The organism is Sporosarcina sp. NCCP-2716 (assembly GCF_023707985.1).
Classification (GTDB): Bacteria; Bacillota; Bacilli; order Bacillales_A; family Planococcaceae; genus Sporosarcina.
Genome location: NZ_BRCF01000002.1, coordinates 133,642 through 157,159 on the forward strand (window position 1 = coordinate 133,642; position 23,518 = coordinate 157,159).

General features: G+C 54.8%; 21 protein-coding genes and 5 tRNA genes. 3 read left to right on the forward strand and 23 right to left on the reverse strand.

Translation table 11 applies throughout. The annotated features are described in order from the left end of the window. Positions 1-71: 71 nt before the first annotated feature. The gene (locus tag NFU03_RS04425; RefSeq protein WP_251636459.1) at positions 72-2,885 is read left to right on the forward strand and encodes an ATP-binding response regulator; all 2,814 of its coding nucleotides are present in this window, start codon (positions 72-74) and stop codon (positions 2,883-2,885) included. A gap of 277 nt (positions 2,886-3,162) precedes the next feature. Here the strand turns inward: NFU03_RS04425 and NFU03_RS04430 are convergent, their stop codons facing one another. From NFU03_RS04430 to NFU03_RS04490, 13 genes are all read right to left on the reverse strand, one after another. Next, on the reverse strand, positions 3,163-3,543 hold the full coding sequence (locus NFU03_RS04430) for a response regulator transcription factor (protein ID WP_251636460.1): 381 nt from the start codon (positions 3,541-3,543) through the stop codon (positions 3,163-3,165). 20 nt (positions 3,544-3,563) lie between these two features. Continuing rightward, entirely contained in the window at positions 3,564-5,165 is a 1,602-nt protein-coding gene (locus NFU03_RS04435) for a GGDEF domain-containing response regulator (protein ID WP_251636461.1), read from the reverse strand. A 104-nt stretch (positions 5,166-5,269) separates the two neighbouring features. Then, positions 5,270-6,619 carry a phosphoglucosamine mutase gene (gene glmM, locus NFU03_RS04440; protein ID WP_251636462.1) on the reverse strand — a complete coding sequence of 450 codons (1,350 nt, stop codon included), beginning with the start codon at positions 6,617-6,619 and terminating at the stop codon, positions 5,270-5,272. A 39-nt stretch (positions 6,620-6,658) separates the two neighbouring features. Continuing rightward, positions 6,659-8,017, reverse strand: coding sequence for a CdaR family protein (locus NFU03_RS04445; RefSeq protein ID WP_251636463.1), 1,359 nt, complete (start codon positions 8,015-8,017; stop codon positions 6,659-6,661). Further along, the gene (gene cdaA / locus NFU03_RS04450) at positions 8,010-8,849 is read right to left on the reverse strand and encodes a diadenylate cyclase CdaA (RefSeq protein ID WP_285835411.1); all 840 of its coding nucleotides are present in this window, start codon (positions 8,847-8,849) and stop codon (positions 8,010-8,012) included. Before cdaA ends, NFU03_RS04445 begins: the two co-directional genes overlap by 8 nt. Before the next feature lie 132 nt (positions 8,850-8,981). Next, positions 8,982-9,620 carry an anti-sigma factor family protein gene (locus NFU03_RS04455; RefSeq protein ID WP_251636464.1) on the reverse strand — a complete coding sequence of 213 codons (639 nt, stop codon included), beginning with the start codon at positions 9,618-9,620 and terminating at the stop codon, positions 8,982-8,984. An 11-nt stretch (positions 9,621-9,631) separates the two neighbouring features. Continuing rightward, positions 9,632-10,195 carry an RNA polymerase sigma factor SigW gene (sigW, locus tag NFU03_RS04460; protein ID WP_251636466.1) on the reverse strand — a complete coding sequence of 188 codons (564 nt, stop codon included), beginning with the start codon at positions 10,193-10,195 and terminating at the stop codon, positions 9,632-9,634. A 211-nt stretch (positions 10,196-10,406) separates the two neighbouring features. Next, positions 10,407-11,315 carry an arginase gene (gene rocF, locus NFU03_RS04465; RefSeq protein ID WP_251636467.1) on the reverse strand — a complete coding sequence of 303 codons (909 nt, stop codon included), beginning with the start codon at positions 11,313-11,315 and terminating at the stop codon, positions 10,407-10,409. A gap of 153 nt (positions 11,316-11,468) precedes the next feature. Beyond that, a tRNA-Gln gene (locus tag NFU03_RS04470) sits at positions 11,469-11,540 on the reverse strand. A gap of 83 nt (positions 11,541-11,623) precedes the next feature. Next, positions 11,624-11,708: transfer RNA gene (locus NFU03_RS04475), tRNA-Tyr, on the reverse strand. A gap of 61 nt (positions 11,709-11,769) precedes the next feature. Next, a tRNA-Glu gene (locus NFU03_RS04480) sits at positions 11,770-11,844 on the reverse strand. Between the two features lie 30 nt (positions 11,845-11,874). Then, a tRNA-Thr gene (locus NFU03_RS04485) sits at positions 11,875-11,950 on the reverse strand. 13 nt (positions 11,951-11,963) lie between these two features. Next, a tRNA-Asn gene (locus NFU03_RS04490) sits at positions 11,964-12,038 on the reverse strand. A gap of 178 nt (positions 12,039-12,216) precedes the next feature. On the opposite strand from NFU03_RS04490, the gene NFU03_RS04495 reads away from it, so the two are divergent. Beyond that, positions 12,217-12,879, forward strand: coding sequence for a polysaccharide deacetylase family protein (locus NFU03_RS04495; protein ID WP_251636468.1), 663 nt, complete (start codon positions 12,217-12,219; stop codon positions 12,877-12,879). 39 nt (positions 12,880-12,918) lie between these two features. On the opposite strand, the gene NFU03_RS04500 is transcribed toward NFU03_RS04495, so the two are convergent. Beyond that, entirely contained in the window at positions 12,919-13,596 is a 678-nt protein-coding gene (locus NFU03_RS04500; RefSeq protein WP_251636469.1) for a KinB-signaling pathway activation protein, read from the reverse strand. Positions 13,597-13,735: 139 nt separating this feature from the next. Here NFU03_RS04500 and gerD point away from each other — a divergent pair, with 139 nt between their 5' ends. Beyond that, on the forward strand, positions 13,736-14,335 hold the full coding sequence (gerD, locus tag NFU03_RS04505) for a spore germination lipoprotein GerD (protein WP_251636470.1): 600 nt from the start codon (positions 13,736-13,738) through the stop codon (positions 14,333-14,335). Positions 14,336-14,352: 17 nt separating this feature from the next. Here the strand turns inward: gerD and NFU03_RS04510 are convergent, their stop codons facing one another. The 9 genes from NFU03_RS04510 to truA all read right to left on the reverse strand — a co-directional run bounded on the left by NFU03_RS04510 (position 14,353) and on the right by truA (position 23,514). Further along, positions 14,353-15,411: an Mrp/NBP35 family ATP-binding protein gene (locus tag NFU03_RS04510; protein WP_251636471.1), complete on the reverse strand. Its 1,059-nt coding sequence runs from the start codon at positions 15,409-15,411 to the stop codon at positions 14,353-14,355. 80 nt (positions 15,412-15,491) lie between these two features. Further along, positions 15,492-16,205 (reverse strand): N-acetylmuramoyl-L-alanine amidase, encoded by a 714-nt coding sequence (locus tag NFU03_RS04515; RefSeq protein WP_251636473.1) that lies wholly within the window; start codon positions 16,203-16,205, stop codon positions 15,492-15,494. A gap of 101 nt (positions 16,206-16,306) precedes the next feature. Continuing rightward, complete coding sequence (locus tag NFU03_RS04520; protein ID WP_251636475.1) at positions 16,307-16,603, reverse strand: rhodanese-like domain-containing protein; 297 nt, start codon at positions 16,601-16,603, stop codon at positions 16,307-16,309. Between the two features lie 98 nt (positions 16,604-16,701). Further along, positions 16,702-17,514, reverse strand: a complete 813-nt coding sequence (locus NFU03_RS04525; RefSeq protein ID WP_251636477.1) for a mechanosensitive ion channel family protein — start codon at positions 17,512-17,514, stop codon at positions 16,702-16,704. A gap of 18 nt (positions 17,515-17,532) precedes the next feature. After that, positions 17,533-18,783: a mechanosensitive ion channel family protein gene (locus NFU03_RS04530; RefSeq protein ID WP_251636478.1), complete on the reverse strand. Its 1,251-nt coding sequence runs from the start codon at positions 18,781-18,783 to the stop codon at positions 17,533-17,535. Positions 18,784-19,838: 1,055 nt separating this feature from the next. Next, the gene (locus NFU03_RS04535) at positions 19,839-20,720 is read right to left on the reverse strand and encodes a nuclease-related domain-containing protein (protein WP_251636879.1); all 882 of its coding nucleotides are present in this window, start codon (positions 20,718-20,720) and stop codon (positions 19,839-19,841) included. Between the two features lie 1,026 nt (positions 20,721-21,746). After that, positions 21,747-22,139: a 30S ribosomal protein S9 gene (gene rpsI / locus NFU03_RS04540; RefSeq protein WP_251636479.1), complete on the reverse strand. Its 393-nt coding sequence runs from the start codon at positions 22,137-22,139 to the stop codon at positions 21,747-21,749. A 20-nt stretch (positions 22,140-22,159) separates the two neighbouring features. Further along, the gene (gene rplM, locus NFU03_RS04545) at positions 22,160-22,597 is read right to left on the reverse strand and encodes a 50S ribosomal protein L13 (RefSeq protein ID WP_251636480.1); all 438 of its coding nucleotides are present in this window, start codon (positions 22,595-22,597) and stop codon (positions 22,160-22,162) included. 170 nt (positions 22,598-22,767) lie between these two features. Then, positions 22,768-23,514, reverse strand: coding sequence for a tRNA pseudouridine(38-40) synthase TruA (gene truA / locus NFU03_RS04550; protein WP_251636481.1), 747 nt, complete (start codon positions 23,512-23,514; stop codon positions 22,768-22,770). Positions 23,515-23,518: the final 4 nt, after the last annotated feature.

Genomic DNA, 23,518 nt, shown 5'->3' on the forward strand with positions numbered 1-23,518 from the left:
TGCACAGATGCCGATATAATGGGTATCTATTGAAACGTCTCTCAACAACTATTTCAGGATGAGGTGCACGCGTGCGCAAACAAGGGATTCGGAATTCTTTCATTAAAATCATCACACTTCTTTTCGCTGTCATGATGGTGCTGCTCGGCTGTGCGTACTTCTACAGTACGTCGGCCATCCAGAAGAACGAGGCAGCGCTGAAGCAGCAGACGGAAAAGGCAGAAGTGATCGGGGATCTGTCGGACAGCATCTCCAATCTGTTCTTCCGGGCGCGCGGGTTCTATGCGTTCAAAATGGAGAGCGAACTGGATATGGCGTACGAAACCCTCGGTCATATCCGGGAGGAGAACGAGCGCCTGCTGGAGCTGCCGCTGACCGATAAGGAGAAACAGTTCGCACAGGAGATCATGGTGTTCATCGACCATTACGAGTCGGCCGTGCTGCCGGCAGCCGTCCAGCTGGTTGAAGATGATAACTATGAAGGGCTGCGCGAACTGTCCAGCAGCGGTGCCAACTTGTCCGTCAACCAATTCATCAAGTATGCGGATCGGTATGGCAAACAAGCGGATGATGCCAGGGATGAGTTCTACAAACAGTCCGAGCAGCAGCTGAATCTGCTGTACATCACCATGGCAGCGATCGGCGTAGGCGGCCTGCTGTTCCTCATCCTGCTCAGCTGGCGTGTTGTCCGCCGTCTCATTACCCCCATCGAACTGATGACCGCTGCGACCGAGCGGTACGTGGAGGACCAAGACGTCAATTATACGCCGGACAACCGTCAGGATGAGATCGGTTCCCTGTCCCGTTCGTTTGCCGGCATGATGGGGACCATCCAGGTCAAGGAACAGGAACTCGTCGCCCAGAATGAGGAACTGCTGTCACAGCAGGACGAACTCCTTTCCCAGCAGGATGAGCTGTTCAGCCATCAGCGTCAGCTGGAGGATGCGCTGTCGGAAGCCCGCTATGCAAAAATCCGGATGGAGCGCTACAACGGGCTGAGCCATGAGATCTCGTTCTCCGACAATATCCGGGAAATTGCAGAAGCGACATTGCGCTACTTGGATACGCTGTTCGTCATCGACAAAGGGATCGTCTACGTGCCGGCGAACGACCTGCATGTGCTGCATGGCATCTCCGAGGAGGCGTATGGTGCATACGATGAAGGCCGGTCGCTCGAAGCGATGGATCGGCTGACGACGGAACCGTACTTCCAGCTGGAACGGACTCTTGACGATGGGACGGCCGTCTACGATCTGTTCGCCGGGCCTGCGGTGGAAGGCGGTTCGTACAATGCCCTGTTCGTGCTCACCCGCCGCCACCGGCCGTTCTCCGAAGACGATCAGGAGGATTTGTACAGTTTGACGAAGCGTGTGGCCCTCGCCATCGACCGGGCCGATCAGTACAATACGATCCGGCGGGAACGCCAGCTGAACCAGACGATCCTCGACAACCTCGCGGAAGGGGTGCAGTTCATCTCCCAGGAGGAGGCTCCCGTCCAAGTGAACCATGCGCTGGCGAACTTGCTGCAGCTGCCGGCAGAGGAACTTGCGATGCCGGACTGGGCGGAGCGGCTAGCGGCCCTTACGGAAGAGCCGGACAGCTTGCTGCAGTTCACCCGCCAGGCGCTCGACGGACAGGCGGACGGATTGGCGGAAACGGTCTATACACTTGCCGGTGATTCCCCGAAAGTGATCGCTCTTTACCGGTCGGCTGTCCATTACGGCGGCGACCGGATCGGCACGTTGTTCGTACACCGCGACATTACGCAGGCGTTCGAAGTCGATAAGATGAAAACCGAACTCGTCTCCACTGTCAGCCACGAACTGCGGACCCCTTTGTCGAGCATCCTCGGCTTCACTGAGCTGCTGATCGGCAAGGTGATGGACCGCGACCGGCAGTCCCGCTATCTGGACGCCATCTATAAGGAAGCGAAGCGGCTCACGTCGCTCATCAATGATTTCCTCGATGTGCAGCGTATGGAATCGGGCAATCAGGAGTATATGATGCAAGAAGTGGACGTGGCGGCAATTGCGGATCAGACAATCCAGACGCTGGCTGTCCAGCATTCCCATGATATCCGGCTCGTGCGTCTCACCGGCCGGACGCAATGCCTGGCCGACGGGGACCGGCTGATCCAAGTATTCACCAATCTGCTCAGTAATGCGGTCAAGTTCTCTCCGGACGGCGGAACCGTCACGGTGACGCTCGAAGCCCAAGGGAACGACCTGAAAGTGACCGTGCAGGATGAAGGGATCGGGATTCCGGCCGATCAGCTGAAGCACATGTTCGAGAAGTTCTACCGATTCGATAACACCTACCGGCGGAAGATCGGCGGGACCGGACTCGGGCTCGCCATCTGCCGGAAGATCATCGAAAAGCACGGCGGGGAGATTTCCGTCACTTCCGAGGAGAATGTCGGCACGGCCGTCAGCTTCACGCTGCCGCTATTGCCGCTGCAGGCACAACCCGCGGAGCATACCGGCCTCCCGGTGATCGCGGTCGTCGAAGATGATGCGAGCATCGCACTCCTGCTGGAGGAGGAGCTGAAGAACCAGCAGTATGAAGTGATCCGCTTCCAGGATGTCGCCCACTCGCTCGCTTACGCTAAAGAGCATGTGCCGGACTGCATGGTGATCGATCTGCTGCTTCCTGAGGAGCGGACCGGCTGGGATCTGATTCGCCTGCTGAAGGAAGATCCCGTTACCAGCCGTATCCCGATCATCATTTCTTCTGCGCTGGAGCGTGAGGAGCAGCTGACCCGCAAGTTCTCGATCGACCATTACATGACGAAGCCGTATCCGCTGCGGACATTATCCGAGACTGTCGCCCAGGCATTGCATGCCGATGATGGACGGATTTTGTATCCGCTGCAGGAAGAGGAGTAATAGTAATACGCCCGGGTGGATGCCCGGGCTTTTTTGTTTTGGTGCTTGAGCGTTTCCCGTTGTTGCTTGAGCGTTTCCTCCTGCTGCTTGAGCGTTTCCTCCTGCTGCTTGAGCGTTTCCTCTGGCGCTTGAGCGTTCCCCGCTGCTGCTTGAGCGCTTCTCCTGTTGCTTGAGCGTTCCACGCGGGTGCTTGAGCGTTTCTCCTGTCACTTGAGCGTTCCCCCACAAATTGAACAAAAAAATGCCGCACTCCCTGTCTAGGCAGTACGGCATTTCTTCATTGTCTGATCGGGTCTTCGAGCACTTGCTGCACGAGTGCAACCAGTTCAGCCGGACTGAACGGTTTCGGCATGAAATAATCGGCCCCCAGACGCTGCGCCAGCTCCCGGTCGGATGCCTGGGCTTTGGCCGTCAGCATGATGACCGGTATCCCGAGCTGGAGCGGTGCCAGCTGTTCGAGCACTTCGGGGCCGGTCAGTTTCGGCATCATGTAATCGAGAAGGATCGCATCGTACCCGCCGGCAGCCGCCTTGTCGAACCCTTCCTGGCCGTCCGCCGCCTCTTCCACTTCATATCCTTCGAATGACAGCGTATCCGCGATCAGCATCCTCAGGATTTCTTCATCATCCACCACTAAGATCCGTTTGCCTTCGCTCATGCCAGGCTCCCCCTTGTCCGTTAAAACATTCTCGATGCTAAGTTCTGGATGCGTGCCAGCACATCCTCTTTTTGGAAAGGTTTCATCAGATAATCATCTGCGCCGAGACGGAGGGCCGACTTGATGTCTTCGTCGCTCGTGCGGGCGGTCATCATCGACACGAGGATGTTGTTGGCATCCTTCCGACGTTTGAGCCGCTCCAACACTTCCAAGCCGTCCATGCCCGGCATGATGCCGTCGAGCAGGACGATGAAACTCGTTTCGGAATCGTACCAGTCCGCTGCCAGGAAAGACACCCCGTCTTCGAACAGGCGAACGGACAGATCGACGCCCGGCAGCGTCCAGCCCGCCAGCTCTTCTTCCAGCATCGTGCGGATGAGCAGGTCATCGTCGACGATGATCACCTGCAGTCTCCGCTTCATCTCCGCCATCGCTTTTTCGTAGACCGCCGTCCGGTCGCGTCCGGACCGCTTCGCCTGATACAGTGCCTGGTCGGCTTCTACGAGCAGTTCATCGGTGTTATGGGCATATTCCGCGATACCTGCGGAGAATGTCACGGAGAATGTGCGGCCGCCTGCCTGGAACTCCTGCTCATTGAACGCGCTGTGCAGCCGTTCCGTCAAGGTGAACGCCTTTTCTTCCCCTCCCGAAATGACGAGGACAAACTCCTCGCCGCCGAACCGGAAGATCCCGTCCGTCTCGCGCTTCACTTGGAGGGCGATGCTGCTGAACCGCTTCAGCACTTCGTCCCCCGTATGGTGGCCGTATGTATCGTTCACCGATTTGAAGTGATCCAGATCGATCATGACGACCGAGAACGGCTCACCGGCACGGATTGCCATCTTCTCGAAGTATTCCAGCACTTCGCTCAGCCGTTTCCGGTTCCCGATCCCTGTCAGCCCGTCGGTTGTGATCGACTGGCCGATCGTTTTCCGCAGCGTCTCCCGGTTGAACAGATAGGGCAGGAACAGCCGGAGGTCGAGCGGTTTCCGGATACAGTCCATCATGCCTGCTTCGTATGTTTGGATGATGACGTCATCGGTACGGCTGCTGCTCATCAGCATCGAGATCACATGGCGGTCGCTCGCGGTCTCCTGGATTTTCCTGTAGACGTCGATGCCCGTCATATCGGGCAGTTCCAAGTCGATCATCAGGAGATTCGGCTTCATGTCATAGAATTGCTGGATGCCGCGGGCGCCATTCAGGGCGACCAGCACCTGTGCCCCCAGCTGTTCCAGCAAGTCCTTCACAAACGAGATGAATTCCAGGTCATTGTCGATGACGAGGACGAATGTATTCTGGTCGAACCGTTGTGAATAGACGTCCGGCACCAGATTGCCCCGATCCTTCTTCTCGCTGCCGTTGACGAGCATCCGGATGTTCTTCTTGAAGTTTTTCAGGGAAGACACCGGTATGCCTGCCTCGTCTTCCGGCGACAGGATGTCCAGGTGGGCACTGCAGAATTCGGCGAGATCGGTGAGCCCGATCGTCCCCGACGTCCCTTTCAGCGTATGCAGGAATGTATATAATTCCGATTCCGTCACTGTCTTCTGCTGGCTCCACTGGACGAAAGACGTCTCCACCTTTTCGGAGAGCAGTCTCTGATATTTCGCGTAATCCACTTCAACACCTCCTCATTCCCATTCCCCAGGCTGTCCCCGCAGCCTTTTTGAAAAAGAACTGAAGCCCCGTATTACCGGATAACTTCAGTTCTTGAATTGTATGATTACTCGATACCCATTTCTTTCTGTACAGTGTCCACGATCCGTGAGCTGTACCGTTCGCATGCCTCTTCGGTCGGCGCTTCCACCATGACCCGTACGAGCGGCTCCGTGCCGGACGGGCGGACGAGGACGCGACCTTCGCCGGACATTTCCTGCTCCACTTCGCTGATGACTGCGGCGACTGATGCGTTATCCGTCACCTTATGCTTATCACTCACCCGCACGTTGACGAGTTTTTGCGGATAGATCGTCATTCCCTGTGTCAGCTCGGACAGTTTCTTGCCCGTGCGCTTCATGATGTTGACGAGCTGCAGCCCGGTGATCAGGCCGTCACCTGTCGTATTGTAGTCGAGCAGGACGATATGGCCCGACTGTTCACCGCCGAAGTTGTAGTTGTTCTTCCGCATCTCCTCCACGACATACCGGTCCCCGACTGCTGTCTGGGCGCTGTGCATGCCGTGTTCTTCGAGTGCTTTGTAGAAGCCGAGGTTGCTCATCACCGTTGAGACGACCGTATCCGAATGGAGCGCCCCTTTCGAGTTCAGGTAGCTGCCGATCACATACATGATCTGGTCGCCATCCACGATTGCGCCTGTTTCGTCGACTGCGATGACGCGGTCCCCGTCCCCGTCGAACGCCAGACCGATCTGCGCATTCTTCTCCACGACTAGCTTTGCGAGCTCTTCAGGATGGGTCGAGCCGACACCGTCATTGATATTCAGTCCGTTCGGCGACGCGCCCATTGTTGTAAGGTCCGCTTCCAGGTCGGCAAATACGTGTGTCGCGATCGTGGAAGTTGCTCCATGTGCACAGTCGAGGGCGATCTGCATGCCTTCGAAGTCCCCGTCGATCGTCTGTTTCAAGTATTGGATATATTTTTGGCAGCCTTCGAAGTACTCCGTGATCGTCCCGACATTTCCGCCGACCGGACGCGGCAGTGTATCTTCTTCAGCGTTCAGCAGTTCTTCGATTTCCGCTTCGAGTGCATCGGACAGTTTGAACCCGTCCGCCCCGAAGAATTTGATGCCGTTGTCAGCGACAGGATTGTGGGATGCGGAAATCATGACACCCGCCTGTGCGTTCATCGCCCGTGTCAGGTACGCGACGCCCGGCGTGCTGATGACACCGAGTGTCATGACTTCCACACCTGTCGACAGCAAGCCTGCAATCAGTGCGCTCTCGAGCATCTGACCGGAGATCCGCGTGTCTTTCCCTACGAGGACACGTGCCCCTTCCACTGAGTGCTGGGTGAGGACATGACCGCCGAAACGGCCAAGTCTGAACGCCAGCTCCGGAGTCAGCTCCGTGTTTGCAACGCCACGTACCCCATCGGTACCAAAATACTTAGTCATTTTCATTCTCCCTTTCGATCCTATCGGTTGTGCGTTCTGTTATGCCATTTCAATCATCACTGTGACATCTTTCAAATTCACCTCGTACTGTATACCCTCTGGTACTTGTACGCTAACACCAATAGTATGTTCACCAGCACTGGCAATCGAACCGGCATCCGCCGTCACGCTGACATCGGCGGCTGTCAATGCATCGACAGCCTGGGCCTCGCCTGTCACGGTCAAGGTCGCCGTCCCGTCAGCAGGTCTCGTGATCTTGCCGCTGAATTGGGGATCCAGCCCTCTCAGGCCGATCGGGATACCGGTGAATTTTTTCGTTTTTTTTTGTGCAGCCGGCGGTTCAGGCGTATTGTCTGTATCGGTGCCCGCCGCAAGATCCGAGTTGTCGCCGTCCGTTTCAGGAACTTGCGCTTCGTCACCTGCAGCTTCGCCGTCCGGGTCGTCATCCGCTGCTTCGGATGATACTTTCACGTCCACGTTGACATTGACTTTGTCGGCAGACATCTTCGTGACGCCTTTCGGTTTCGCGATGTCCACCGACTGCTTGCCGTTCCCTGAAATCCCGCTGACATCGACAGTGGCGGTCACTTGTTCCACCGCATCGATGGTCTTACGGGGACCATACAAGGTGACGGTCTTCTCATCCGCCACGAGTGAATTCACAGTGACCCCGTCCTTCGGCTTGCCCGTCGGTTTCACGACAACGGGGACTTCTTTGTGATACGCTTCGACTTCCACTTTGACCGTCACTTCTTCCGGCTCGATCGCTACATTCAATTTGTTGAGATCCCGGTCGAGCACTCGTACGCGGCCCTTCTGTTCGAAGGATTTGCTGATCTCCTCTTCCCCTGTCACGGAGACTTTGACAAAACTGATCTCATCCACGACACTTTTGGCGCCAGTCACTTCGATGACCGATGGATCCACTTCCATCTTGACGAGCGTGTAGTCTTCCGCCAGCATCTTATCGTTCATTTCCGCATCGACGCGGAAGGATTTCGTTACTTTTTCTTCGATGTTCACTTCGATGGTCGCTGGATCGAGCTTGACGTTGAGCTTATCGGAGATATTCTCGTGCTGGATCTGCACGGTATGTCTGCCCATCGGCATGCTCCGCAGATCGACTTTCAGTGCAAAGTCTTTCATGAGCTTCGTAGACTGGACGAGGTTCGAAGGTCCTTTGATGGACATGTTGACGGTCTCCGGCACGCCTGTCACTACATAGTTCTCGTTGTCATAATACACTTCGACCGGCACGTCCATGATCGTATCGGCCGTGTCACCGGCATTTGCGCGCGATGTCTTTTCCAGATCAGCACGGACGGAAAAGAACAGGAACAGCGCAAGTGCCAGGGCTGTCATCCGTAAAAACCAGGGACTGTCCATGAATTTATCCATTTTTCCGCTTCCCCCATTTCCAAATGGAGTTTACTGCACTGACAGCTGCCGTATCACCGAACCATGCCTGGCGGACGATGCGTTCGAATTCTTCCATCGATACGTTCCGGTTGATGTCCCCGTCGATGGTGACACTGACCGCGCCAGTCTCTTCGGAAACGACGATCGTGAAGGCATCTGTCACTTCACTGATACCGAGCGCCGCCCTGTGCCGGGTCCCGAGTTCTTTGGAAATGAACGGGCTTTCCGACAGCGGCAAGTAGCAGGCGGCGGCCGCAATCTTGTTTTTCTGTACGATCACCGCTCCGTCATGCAGCGGTGTATTCGGGATGAAGATGTTGATCAGCAGTTCCGAGGATATGTACGAATTCATCGCAATCCCGGTCTCGATGTATTCACTGAGCCCCGTCTCTTTCTCCACGGTGATCAGTGCGCCGATCCGCCGTTTCGCCATGTAGCTCACCGACTTCGTGAAGGCCTCGATCAGCCGGTCACGCTCTTCTTCTTCCTGCATCTGCGTCCGGGCGAACAGGCGGCCCCGGCCCAGCTGTTCCAGTGCGCGGCGCAGTTCCGGCTGGAAGATGATGATGATGGCGAGGAATCCCCACGTGAGCACCTGCTCCACCATCCACTTGAGCGTATCGAGACCGAGCAGATCCGTCAGAATCCGGACAATCAGGATTACGAAGATCCCTTTCAGCAGCTGGACTGCTTTTGTTCCTTTGATAATTGTTATGAGCTTGTAGACCACAAACCAGACGAGAAGCACATCCAAAATGGATTTCAATACTTCCACCGCGTTCATATTCGTAATCATTCCCCAATCCGGCATGCGCTTCCCCTACCTTTACAGACAAATTTCCAGTGTACCTTCAGTATACCATACAGCACTGGCCGTACAGTATTCAGACGGTGTGCGCGGCCGGGAAGTTGCGGATACGAAAAGAGACGGGCTCGGCCCGTCTCATTCATCGATAGGTGGTTCCGTCTTCTCCGGTTTCAGGCCTTTGAAGGCGGTCTTGATCTTATACCAGAGCCAGTCGAACAGCTCATCGATCTCTTCGATATTGCCCGTGACGACCGCGGTGGACGCCATGTACTTCTCTCCGCGTATCACGGTGACATTCCCGTCGACTTCGCCTTCGATCCGCAAGTCGCCGTTTTTGACGACAAGGTCGCCCTTGACGACTTCACCCGCCGGCACGACGACCGTATCCCCTTCGATGACGAGGTTCGGCTGCATCGTGACGGAGAATTGCTCGTTTGTATTATAGCTGGAGAAGAGGGCTGCGCTCATTAAAACGAGGAATAGCGCGGCTGCCGACAGCATCGGGTGCTGGCGCAGCCAGCGTTTCGCCCCTGTTTTCTTCCTGCGGCCCGTTTTCGGCAGGCTCGCCATGACACCGGCAGCGAACCCTTCCGGTGCTTCGAGCGGCTGTGCCAGGTTCAAGAAAGTGACCGTGCCGTTCAGCTCGTCGAAAAGCTGCCTGCAGTCCCCGCATGTCTTCAGATGATCCTGCAGCTCGCGCTCGTATTCCGGCGCAATCTCTCCATCCAGGTACTCGTGCATATACTGGACAACTTCAATCGGACATTTAGTCATCCTAATCCCTCCTACATTGTACCTATCTGTTTTCGTAAAGCGTCCCGCCCCCGGTGCACCCTCGTCTTGACAGTGCCGAGCGGCAGATCCAAGATATCCGCAATCTCCTGCAGCGGGAGTTCCTCCATGTAACGGAGCGTGATGACCGACCTGTATTTCTCCGGCAGCCGGCCGATTTCGTACTGGACCCGTTCCTGGGTCTCCATCCGTTCCACTTCGTCTTCCGGCAGTTCATCCGCCGCGGCGATCTGCGAATACATATCGAGCCCCTCTGTACCCGGGACTTGCGCATCCAGCGAGTAATCCGGTTTCTTCTTCCGGATCCTATCGATACAGAGATTCGTCGCAATCCGGAAAATCCACGTGGAGAACTTGCGTTTCTGATCGAATGTGTGAAGGTTGGAATACGCACGGACAAATGCTTCCTGGGCAATGTCCTGTGCTTCTTCCCGGCTGCCGAGCATCCGATAGCAGACGTGGTACAAGCGATGCTGAAACAGGAGTACAATCTCTTCAAAGGCGTCCTGGTTGCCTTGCAAAACTTCATTTATCCGTTTATTGATCAATTCATCCAACGACTCTCATCCTCCGCTTCCACTGCGGCTGTCCCTTCCTCTACGGATGAAGGGGTCTACAGGTTTCATTCATTCCACATTTTATTTTACCAAATTCCCGGATATTTTTCTCTGTTTTTTCTAAAGCTTGACAACACATAAAAAAGCTGCCCGTATGCGTCACTCTCGTGAAGCGTACGGGCAGCCGGTTATTCAGTTGTCCTGCAGCGGTTTACAGCAGTTTTTCGCCGAACAGCGAACCGATCAGGCCGACTGCTACATCCGCAGTGGCATTTTTGTCGTCGAGGATCGGGTTGACTTCCACGAATTCAGCAGATGTCAGGAGACCTGTATCCTGGAGCATCTCCATTGCGAGATGACTTTCCCGGTAGCTGATTCCGCCTGGTACCGGCGTTCCAACGCCTGGTGTGTACAGCGGGTCAAGGCCGTCCAAGTCGAGTGACAGGTGAAGTCCGTCAATATTGCGTGATTTCAAATAGCTGATCGCTTCGTTCATGACAGCCGTCATGCCGTCACGGTCGATTTCGTGCATGGTGAACACACGGATGCCCAATTCCTTGATCATTTCCCGTTCGCCCGGGTCCACGGACCGCGCGCCGATAATGACGACGTTTTCAGGCTTGATCTTCTGGCCATCTTTGTACAGGTTGACGAGACGCTCATGGCCGATTCCGAGGCTTGCAGCAAGCGGCATGCCGTGGATATTGCCGGATGGCGACGTGTCTCCTGTATTGATATCCGCGTGGGCATCATACCAGATGACACCGAGGTTGCTGTAATGGTCGGCAAGACCGGCAAGTGTGCCGATCGCCATGCTGTGGTCGCCTCCGAACACAAGCGGGAACCGATCGGATTTCACGATTTCAGACACACGCTCTGCAAGTTCCGTGCAGGCTGCTGTCACTTCCTCCAAGTTCTTCAAACCGCTTGTCTCCTGTCCGACGCGCTCCCCTGCCGGAATGTTGACATCACCTGTATCCGTAACGCTGTGCCCGATCGCTTCCAGACGCTCCTTCGCTCCTGCATAACGGATGGCGCTCGGCCCCATATCTACGCCTCTGCGGCTTTGTCCGTAGTCCAGCGGTACACCAAGAAGTGAAATATTCATTTGTTCGTTCATTAATCGTTCCCCCTGAAGTTTACTTTGTGTGTCGTTTTTATTGTAGCCGCTTCAGGCAAATGGCTCAACCGCGCATTTTTTAGAATATTTATTCAGTGGAAGAAGTCACAAAAAAACCCTTCCACGATCAGTGGAAAGGTTCACAAAGATTAGCTGGGGTAGCTGGATTCGAACCAACGAGTGACGGAGTCAAAGTCCGTTGCCTTACCGCTTGGCTATACCCCAATAATGAAAAAAATCGGCTCATCACTGCGCCGTGTGGGTTCTCTTACAGAATACCCTGTTTCATCAAAGTTATTCAATTGAAATGGTGGTGGGGGACGGATTCGAACCGCCGAACCCGGAGGGAGCGGATTTACAGTCCGCCGCGTTTAGCCACTTCGCTACCCCACCAAAGAAAATCAGATAAGTGTGCATGGCAACAGCACTTATCAGTATGAAACTGGAACAAACATGGTGACCCCTACGGGATTCGAACCCGTGTTACCGCCGTGAAAGGGCGGTGTCTTAACCGCTTGACCAAGGGGCCGTCATTCTATGTATGACGGAAATCGAAAACTGGAGCTTCCAACCGGATTCGAACCGGTGACCTCTTCCTTACCATGGAAGCACTCTACCTGCTGAGCTATGGAAGCAAGGACATGGAAATGGCTCCGCAGGTAGGACTCGAACCTACGACCGATCGGTTAACAGCCGATTGCTCTACCACTGAGCTACTGCGGAATAGTGTTATATGATTTTCAAGGACAAGAAAAATTATATCATATCCTTCTCGGAAAGCAAGCATCTATTGAAAAACCTGCTGCCCGGCTGAGGACTTTTACATAATAGCACGGCGCCGCATAATGGTCAAGACCTTCTCATAAAGTACAGTAGTATCTCCAGATGAAAGGGGCCCGCCGTGCTGAAGAAAGTAATTTTCACCCTAGCGCTTTGCGCGCTGCTGTTCGCTCTATTGCCCGCCACTATTACCGCGCCGAAGATTCTTCAGGTGTTCCACGTCGTGAAGGAACCGGACGTCATCACAAGGGGGACCCAAGGATCCGCACTGACCATTGACCTGTCGTTCGGGGATGAACCCGTCGAAGAATGGCTCGCCCGTCTGGAGGCCCCCTACCCGCTGCTGATGATCGATCCGTCATGGGCGGAACGGTTCCCGGACTCGGCCCGTCTCATCGTAAAGAAAAACATCCCTGTCGCCCTCCTCGGAAGTGCCGGCGCCTCCTATGAAGAAGACCCTGCGCTTCTCGGCCGCGAAATTGCGGAATTTGCTGCGCTGTTCGATAAGAAGCCGCTCTGGTTCCGCACGAAGGACGAGCACTTCCCGGACTCACTCTGCAGCTCCTTGTGGAAGGAAGAGGTCAATGCCCTCGGATCCACCGTCCGCTGGAAGGGCGGCAAGCTCCCCGCACAGCAGAAAGGGGAGATCGTAGCCGTCCCGCTCGACGACAGCCAGCACGTATCGGTCAAGGAATTGGATGAGCTGCTGGCAAGCCGTACTTTCCAATCCGTCGAAGACGTCCTATTCGCCACGACAGTCAAAACGAGAAAGATCCCCGAATAGGAAAAACGCACAGCCGGCTTCCGGCATGTGCGCTTTTCGTCATTTCACGTTTGCGGCTTTCTGTTTTCTCCGTTCCGCTTTCCGTGCGTCGAGTCTCGCTTTGTCCTCATCGGATTTGCGGTTGTACTTCGGCAGCGCCAAAAGCTGATAGGCGTTCACGGCGATGAGCGGGAACAGCATGATCGTCACCCACGTATCGACTTCGCCGCTGCGGACCATCAGTGCCGGCAGCCACTCGAGTGTCGTAATGACAATCATGAAGAACAGGGCGGAGATCAGAATGTGCTTCTTCGTCCATTGTGCCTTGAACCAGGCAGTGACAGCAGCGGTCCCGACCAGTATGGCAAGCAGCACCATATACAGGACAGTCCGGCCGGTATCGCCTGAAGTGAGGCGGAAGCGGAAGAAGACCAGGTCAAAAAGGACGACAACGATCAGCAGCACCTGCACCCAGTTCCACAGCGTCAGCGTCCTGAACAGGTTCACACCGAACTGGTGGATCGTCAAATATGCGAAGAACCCCATCTGGGCGATAACACTCATCGTGAAGCCTAAAAAGATCATCCACAGCAGCGCGCCGATGAATTGAAAAATCTCACCTGAGGACAAGTAGGAAGAAAAGAACTCCCAGCGGACGATCAGCCCGACAAGCCCTGTGATCCCGCCGCCGAGCAGCAAAGCACGTATAAAGAATTTCATCCAATTTCGTATAGTCACAACAGCGTTCCTCCGTTTTTCTTACTGCTTCCAGTGTAACAGCGATGTGCGGAAAAATCCATGTCATGTGACCGTCTTTGCATAATCCCGCGAAAGATGTGAACAATAATCGAAAAGCCTGCGGAGGGATACTGAACCTATGAAAAAGTTTGCGCCGCTCCTGATCCTGTCCCTGCTCTTCCTGTCAGCCTGCACGAGCCCGGCGAGCACTTCCCCCTCTTATGACGACACAAAAAAAATGATGACGGACGCCATCCAGACCGAAGAAGGGAAAAAGGCGATCCGCCAGCTGCTGTCGGAAGAGGAATTCAGGAAACAGCTGGTGCTCGAACAGCCGGAGATCACATCCGCCATCGAGTCCACCCTGCTGTCGAAAGAAGGGGAAGAGTTCTGGAAAGATACATTCAACGATCCGAAATTCCAGAAGACGATCGCCAAAAGCATGAAAGACCAGCAGCAGGAAATCATGAAGTCACTCATGAACGACGCCTCCTTCCAGAAAGAGATGGAAGAGTTCTTCGGGACGCCGGACATGCAGAAACAGCTGGAGAACATCCTGCACTCCGGCTCATTGAAAAAGGAATTCCAGAAAGCGATCGAAGAGACGATCAGCAGCCCGCTCCTCCAGGCAAAATGGCAGGAGCTGATCCTCCAGGCCGGGGAAGTGAAGCCGGTGGAGAAAAAAGACAAGGAGAAAGAGAAGAAGAAGGAAGACAAAGGGGAAAGCGGAGGGGAATGATTCCCCTCCGCTTTTTGTCATTTATTCGTTTCGTCGATCACTCTGCGGGCAATCTCCAGATAGATACTGCCGATCGGGTGGTCTTCCGCATAGACGGAAGGTGCGAAATCCGCTTCGTCCCAGTCAGGCTGACCGAGCGGGATCTGCCCGAGCAATTCGGTGCGCAGTTCTTCCGCCAGCCGCTTGCCGCCGCCTGTGCCGAAGACATACTCTTTCTCACCCGTCACTTTCGACTCGAACCAGGACATATTCTCGATCACGCCGAGCAGCGCATGTTCTGTCTGAAGCGCCATCGCTCCCGCCCGGGCTGCAACGAAGGCAGCGGTCGGATGCGGCGTCGTAACGACAATCTCTTTCGATGCGGGAATCATCTGGTGGATATCGAGCGCGACATCCCCGGTGCCCGGCGGCAAGTCGAGGATCATGTAGTCCAGATCGCCCCACTCCACGTCACGGAAAAACTGATCGAGCACTTTCCCGAGCATCGGCCCCCGCCAGACGACAGGTGCGTTGTCTTCGACGAAGAAGCCCATCGAGATCATCTTCACGCCTTTGCGGTCGACTGGAATGATCCGGTCGCCTCGGATGACCGGTGATTCGGTCACGCCCATCATATCCGGCACGCTGAAGCCATAGATATCCGCATCGATCAGGCCGACCTTCTTGCCGAGACGGGCAAGCGCCACTGCCAAGTTGACCGAGACGGTCGATTTCCCGACGCCGCCTTTTCCGGAAGCGATGGAGATGAACGTCACATCATTCAGCGGTGACAGCAGATCCTGCGCTTCTGCAGCATCCGCAGTCCCCCGGAACTTTTCGAGCGTCTCCTGCGGCAATTCTTCAAATCGGATTCCGACCGAGTCGGCACCTGCCGCTTTCAGCACTTCGACAACTTTTGACTGCAAGGCCATCTGTTCAGCGGTGTTGATCTTCGCAATCGCCAATTTTACACTCACATGTTTTTTCTCAGGCTTCAGGGTCACACTGACGACGCCCCCTGTTTCCTTCAACGGTTTATGTAAAAAAGGATCGCTCAGTTTGCCAACTACTTCACGCATGTTTTCTTCCTTCATCATAACGAAACACTCCTTAGAGGTTTAGTACATCCACCCCCAAGTATAGCACAACCAAATGCCCGCGTAAGGCGTTTCGCTCCTTAGTTCATCTGCAGCTGCTGGTGCCGGACAATCCCCTCCACAATGGCGTCCGCGACCTTTTTCCGGTAGGCCGGATCCGCCAGCAGCTTATGCTCTTCCGGATTGGAGATGAACCCCGTCTCGACGATGACCGACGGCACTTGGATGTTTTTCAGCAAGTAGACGCCTTTGATCTTCATCGCTTCCCGGTCGGTGTTCTTCAGGCCGTCCTTGAACGCACTCTGGATGGACTTGGCGAGCGCCTCTCCGCCTTCATGCCCTTCCGGATGATAAAAGACCTGGGCGCCCCGCCACTGGGTCTGCGGGATCGCATTGACGTGGATGCTGACAGCGATATCCGGCTCTTCCGTTTCCGCGAGTTTCACGCGCATCTTCAAGTCTTCGAACTTCCGGTCGCGCATCGACTTGAATTCCTGGTCAGGCGCGTGTTCCGCGATCGCATCCCCCGGCTTCGTCCGCGTCATGACGACTGTCGCGCCCTTCTGCTTCAGCCGTTTCTCGACTTCGTGCGAAATGGACAGCGTAATGTCACTCTCGATGAGCGCCTCGGTGGACGCTCCTCCGTCTTCGCCGCCGTGCCCCGCATCGACCATCACCTTCACCCCTGCAAGCTCTGCAGGCATGAAGAACGCCCGGTCGGAAGCGCCGACCCCCATCCAGACCACTCCAAGCGAACATACTAACAATAAACAAATGATTACAGCACGTTTCATAGGACACCGCCTTTTTCACCCACTATACGCAAGGGACGTCCCCATTATGACGGCATGGAAAAGGCGTTCCCCTTGAATAGGAGAACGCCTTTACTGCACCATTATTCGATCGGACCCTGCCAGCTCAGCATGCCGCCTGTCATGTTCGTTATATCGAAGCCTTCCGACTCGAGAAATTCAGCGGCCCGCCCGCTGCGGCCGCCGGAACGGCAGATCAGCGTATACGGCTTCGTCTTGTCGAGTTCGTCGAGCCGTGCAGGAATCTCGCCGAGCGGGATATGGACAGCACCGATGACCTTGCCTGTCGCAATCTCATCGGCCTCGCGGACGTCGATCATGTTGACGTGCTCGCCCTCTTCCAATTTCTTCTCGAGTTCACTTGCTGTAATCTCTTTCATCTGCTGAACGCCTCCTGTACTTTCGCTACACGTATCATACACACCTGCAGGCCGATCCGTCCATGCATCCGCTTCTCCCTCAGACGCGCTTCCAGCGATCAGGACGGTTTGATGCCCGCCTGGTCGAATGCTTCCTTGACTGCCTTCAGGAGGTCCCGCTCACATGCCCACTGCAGGCCGTTCTCCACCTGTCCGATAACCCGCAGGACGACATCAGATCCGTCGATGGACTGGACACCGATCGTGTTCGGCCCGTCCTTGAAGCGGCTGTCCTGCTGGAACTCGCCGCACACTTGCTTCAGGACGCCGATCGCCTGGTCGATATCCGTCTCATAGTTCACCGTCACGTCAATGAGCGCCCGCATATTGCCCCTCGTATGGTTCGCGACACTCTGGATCACCCGGTTCGGTAAATAGTACAGCGTCCCGTCAAAGCCGCGCACTTTCGTCGTGCGCAGCCCGATTTCCTCAACGACCCCGTCGATGCTTGAAACCGTGACATAGTCATCGACTTCCATCTGCTGCTCCAGCAGAATGAAAAATCCGGTGACGACATCGCTCACGAGCCCCTGCGCCCCGAATCCGATCGCGAGACCGACCACGCCGGCCCCTGCGATGAGCGGGCCGATGTTGATGTGGAACAGCGACAGGACGGATGCGATGAAGAGGAAGATGATCACATAGGAATAGATGTTGAGCAACAGCCTGTCCAGTGTCTTCGCGCGGCTCGGCTTCGTCCGTTTCGACAGCGAAGTTTTGTGGATCGCCGTGCTGATCATCTTCTTGCCCAGCGGAAGGACGATCGAGAACACCACAATCAGGAGGATGAGGCGGACGGCCAGCTCCAATAGCTTCCCCAGGTCGATCGTTTTATTAAAATCGAATAGCGTATGCCAGTCAAATAAATCCATTCCCTTGAAACTCCTCCTTTATTCTTTCTGTTCCAACGCGCTGCTTTTCAGCCATCTAACATCGTTGCCGGCCGGACTCTGGAAGATGCGCAGCCCGAAGTCTTCGACAACAGCGAACAGATGATCGAAGATATCCGCCTGGATCGTTTCATAGACGGCGAACTGCGTCGTCTTCGCAAACGCATAGATCTGCAGCGGCAGCCCGTCCTTATCCGAAGCGAGCTGGCGGGCGATGAGCGCCGCATCCTGGTCGATCTGCGGATGATTCCTCAAGTATTGGGTGATATACATCCGGAATACGCCGATATTCGTCAGGGCGCGGCCGTTAATGCCCTTCCCTTCCACGATGCCGTGCGCTTCGTTGTAGGAGGCGATCTCCTTTTCCCGGCTGCCGATGTAGGCTGCCAGAAGGTCGATCTGTTTGAAACGTTCGATCATCTCCGGCGTGCAGAACCGGATGCTCGTCATGTCGATGGTCAGCGAACGCATGAGCCGGCGGCCGCCGGATTCCTGCATACCCCGCCAGTTTTTGAACGAACTGGAGATCAGTGCATAGCTCGGGATCATCGTTACGGTGCGGTCGAAGTTCTGCACCATCACCGTATTCAGCGAAATGTCGATCACTTCCCCGTCCGCCTCGTAATTCGGCATCTCGATCCAGTCGCCGACCCGTACCATGTCGTTCGCCGACAGCTGGATCCCCGCAACGAGACCGAGCAGCGAATCTTTGAACACGAGCAGGAAGACAGCCGACAGCGCACCGATTCCGCTTAGCAGGATGGCCGGACTCTCGCCCACCCATCTTGCAATGACGATGATGACACCGACAATGATGACGACCAGCTTGATCACCTGGATATAGCCTTTGATCGGCTTCGTTTTTGAAATGTCATACGTCTGATAAATATCATTCAGCACACTCAGCAGCCGGCTGATCGCTACAAGCATCACGACGACCAAATACGTCAGTGCCGCCGTCTCGATCGCATGCTGATACGCTGGAAACGCTGGAGCCGATGAATAGATGATCAGCGCCGGCACGAAGTGGGACATCACACGGAACACATTCCGCTTCAGCAAGTATTCATCCCACCGGAAGCGGTGTTTCTTCAGAAAATGCGTAATCAGGCGGATCAGCACTTTTTTCGTTATCAGGTTGGCAATCAGGCAGAGGAGCGCAATCCCCGCGATGAGGATTATGTATGATAATGCATTCGCCATCACTACGCTCATCCCATAGCCCAACAGCCAGTGGCGAATCAGACTCACAGCTTTCCCTCCAGACAATCCGGTTCTCCGGCCGCACGGCGGCGGCCTGCACTTGACGTTATGGTTTCTTAGTATAACAGAAATCGGACGCCGCTTCTTTCATTCCGCATTCGCGGCGGGCGTGGTGAGGCGAGGTGTGGCGGCTCTTGTGACCGGACGTGCGCGTTTTGGGTATCGACGGGCATTAGGGAGCCGCCTTTGTGACCGGACGTGTGCGTTTTGGATGTCGACGGTCTATAGAGAGCCGGCCTTGTGACCGGACGTGTGCATTTCAGGTGTCGCCGGGCAATAGAGAGCGGCCCTAGTGACCGGACGTGTGCATTTCGGGTGTCTGCGGGCAATAGAGAGCCGGCCTTGTGACCGGACGTGGGCATTTGGGGTGTTGGCGGGCACTAGGAAGCCGGCCTTGTGACCGGGCATGCGCGTTTCGGGTGTCATCGGGCAATAGGGAGCCGGCCTTGTGACCGGGCATGTGCATTTTAGATGTCGACGGGCATTAGGGAGCCGGCCTTGTGACCGGGCACGGGCATGATGCAGGTCGTCGGTAACAAGGAAAGTGCCTTACTGTCCGATACCCCGAGCGGATCATACGCCCGGTCAAAAGGCGGAGCCCACCATTCAATCTCGGTTTTGAATTGCTGAAGTGCACATTTATCGCGAACTTATTATCTTTGGAGCATATAACATCTTGCCGCGGGACAAAACTGCTCCGGCAACTGACTGAATGCGACGGAACAAGCGCCGTCTGGGCAGAAGAAGTTTGCTTTAGTGACCAGGTGCGTACATTTCACAGGACGTTGGGCAATAGGAAGCAACTCTAGTGACCGCAAGTGTATACTCTGCGCGTTATCGGATAATAGAGAGCAGCCCTTGTGACCGTCCCTGTGCATTCAGACAGCGGACAGGCAATAAGGAGCGTCCATAGCGACCGGGCGTATACAATCTGCGTGTTGATGGGCATTAGACGCACTCCTTTCTCGGCGCAAGCGACAGCAGAAATATGAAAATAAAAAAGCATTCACCAGACAAATGTCCAGTGAATGCTCGTCCGCCAATCAGCGGTTTTTCTCAACTATATAGTATCGATATCTGCGTCCGCCACTTGCTTTATAATGGCGGCTCAGCACGCGGCGGATCGACTTGCGAGAATCGATAATACGGCACCAATCTTGTATGAGGCCTGTTGTAATCCGCTTATCCGGAAACAATCGCACAAATTCGCCAACACTCCGAAGGACACTATGTTCCGCTGATTCTGCGGTTTCACATGTTGCACATGTCACCAACTGAGCGCCCTTCCGTTCCATGAATGACCGGCAGTCTCGGCACAAAATGCCCTTCCGCAGTTGAATATACTCATACTTCGGAAGCCGTTCATTTGGCGGATTCGGCAAATGCCTTTCGCGCAAACGTTCCGCGATCTTCCCGTGCCTGCTGTCCAGAATGGAAGGTGTTCGATCAATGTGTGCCATGAATCGCTTCAATTGAGATGGCAGAAGGATCAGACCCTCCGCAGGCGCCTGATACAGCGTGAATTGGTCGTTTACAAACGCGAGATATCCCTGTATCGGTATCTGGAATCCTAAGGAATTCAGCAGAGACCGCAACAGGGTGACACTGCGATTGAGCTGATGCAGGGGATTGAGGATCTCTTGTCCGCTCGCAAGAACCCGGAATTCCCCGTTTTCAAACACGTACTCTCCCTCATAATTCTTCACTTCAAACAAGTAGATCTTTTTCTCGGAAATCATCAGTGTATCAATCTGAAAAATGGAATGCTGATACTCCAGGCAAAGATCACGCAGCAGCAAGACTCCATTTTGAATTGTCTCCGTCAGTGAATCGAACCGCTTTTCTCCTTCAATACCTTTTTTCAAGTTCTGGAACCTTCGACTCTCTGCCTCCGGTATCGCCATCCGGCTATCCAGCAGCTGCATCAAACTAAGTTCCCTGCCGTCCAATCTGTCTTTATATATGATCGTAATGTCCGTCCTCTCCCCTCATCTCATTTTGCTATCTCAGGAAGGAGACACTCTTCGGCATGAACCGCTGAGTTGGGGGGAGTCTCGTGTCTTTCTCTATTCTCCATGCAGATTGTAAAACCCTTCTTTTTCGTTAAAATAATCTGAATTACTATACGGACGCAAATTTCAGATGGAAAGCAGAAGCTTACTGCCCGAAATATCCCGAAATACATTACCGGGCAATCAAACCGGTCCTTTCAGACTGTAGACTGCCTGTATTTACTTCAGCAGGCGCTTGAGCCGTCTCCTACTGCCCACCAGCGCTCAAAATACTTGTGTCTGGTCACTAAGATTGCTTCCTAGTGACCGAGAACCTCAACATCACATGCGATCGGGGACAACAGCCGCCCCCTATTGCCCAGCCGACATCCCATCTTTCCTTTTCGGTAAGTTCGCATATCCAACCCTGCTCCCGCGACACGCCGCTCCATGCATCGGCGGCAGAATGCTCGCGACATATCCGCCTTTCAGCAATTTCTTGAATGGTGGGCTCCGCTCTGCTCCGCCTTTTGACTAGGCGTCGTATTCGCACGAAGTATCGGGCAGTAGGGCGCACTCTTTCTTACCGACGACCTATCGACTTGACGACCCCGGTCACAAAGAACGCTCCCAAGTGACCGAAAACTCCCGATTCACACACGACCGGCACTAGAGCATCCCCCTAGTGACCGATAGCCCCCGATTCACACACGACCGGGCACTAGAGCATCCCCATGTGACCGAGAACTCCCGATTCGCACACGACCAGGCACTAGAGCATCTCCCTAGTGACCGATAGCCCCCGATTCACACACGACCGGGCACTAGCGCCCACCCTTAGTGACCGATGATCCCCAATTCGCCCTCAACCGGGCACTAGACCCGCCTACCACAGCGTATCCGAGCGCACGTAAAAAGCCCCTTTCCGAGAAACTCGGAAAGAGGCTGGGGATGCAAAGATTATCGCTTCGAGAACTGTGGTGCACGACGTGCGCCTTTGAGACCGTATTTCTTACGTTCCTTCATACGTGGGTCACGTGTCAGGAGACCAGCTGATTTAAGAGCTGGACGGAAGTCAGGGTCTACAGTGAGCAATGCACGAGCTACGCCGTGACGGATTGCGCCGGCTTGGCCAGTGTATCCGCCGCCGCTTACGTTGACGTGGATATCGTAGCTGCCGAGTGTACCAGTTGTAACAAGCGGCTGCTTGATGATCTCGCGAAGTGTTTCGAATGGTACGTAGTCTTCCGCGTCGCGTTTGTTGATGGTGATCTTGCCTTCACCAGGAACTAAACGTACACGTGCTGTTGAACTTTTACGTCGGCCAGTGCCGATATATTGTACTTGTGCCAAAAGTGTTTCCTCCTCTTTAATTACCCGCGAAGCTCGTATGCTTCTGGTTTTTGTGCTGCATGTGTATGCTCAGATCCAGCGAATACATGAAGTTTCTTAGCAGTCTGACGGCCAAGCGGTCCTTTTGGAAGCATGCCTTTGATAGCCAATTCAAGCATTTTCACCGGATAGTTTGTGCGCATTTCAAGTGCTGTACGTGACTTGATGCTGCCAGTGTATCCAGAGTGACGGTAGTATTTCTTGTCTTTCAGTTTGTTACCAGTCAAGTGGATTTTTTCAGCATTGATGATGATGACGTGGTCGCCAGTGTCAACGTGTGGTGTGAATGTCGGTTTATGTTTACCGCGAAGCAGTGAAGCGACTTCTGAAGACAGACGTCCAAGCGTTTGTCCTTCAGCGTCGACAACGAGCCATTTCCGCTCTACTTCGTGGCCTTTTGCCATGAATGTTGTACGCATAGTTTCAGTTCCTCCTAAAATGAGTTTCAGTCTGTTCCGTTTTCTCTATCCCTTAAACACAAAGAAAGTTTCGGGGCTTTTTTGTGGGGTTATTGAAATACCATTGATAATCTTACCGGGATTCCCCTGTAAAGTCAAGCGAATTTAGTTAAAACACCTGGAAAAGTTGCTTACTCCCCGTATGTCACTTCCATCAGGTACAATCCGTGTGCGGGCGCGGTTTTACCGGCCCGTTTCCGGTCGCGCGCCTCAAGGATTTCCGTGACGTGAGCCGGTTCGTCCCAGCCGATGCCGACAGCGTACAGGACTCCGGCGATTGTGCGCACCATATTGTACAAAAAGCCGTCGCCTTCGATCGTCATGATCAGCTGATCGCCGTGCTCCTCGAACTCCAGCTTGCGGATTGTCCGCACTTTGGAGGATGTGGCTGTTTTCGATGAACAGAAGCTCGTGAAATCGTGCGTGCCGAGCAGACGGACCGCCCCTTCCCGCATCCGTCCGATATCCGGATCCCATCTCCCGAGATGCACGGCGTAGTTCCGCTCGAACGGACTTTGGATCGGGCTGCGGCTCCAGCGGTACTGATACGTTTTCCCGGCCGCCGAATAGCGGGCATGGAATGCTTCGCTCACCTGCGCTGCGTCGAGGATGCGGATATCTTTCGGCAGCAGCACATTCAGCGCCGTCACCCACTTGTCCACTGTGAGCGACAGCGGGGTATCGAAGTGGATCACCTGGCCGTACGCGTGGACACCGGCATCCGTGCGCCCGCTCGCCACGCTGAAGACCGAGTCGTCCTTATGGAGCTTGCGCAAGACTCTGTCGATGTCAGATTGGACGGTCCGCATCCCCGGCTGGGATTGGTACCCTGAGAAATGCGTCCCGTCGTATGCAACGGTTGCTTTAATACGGTTCATGCCT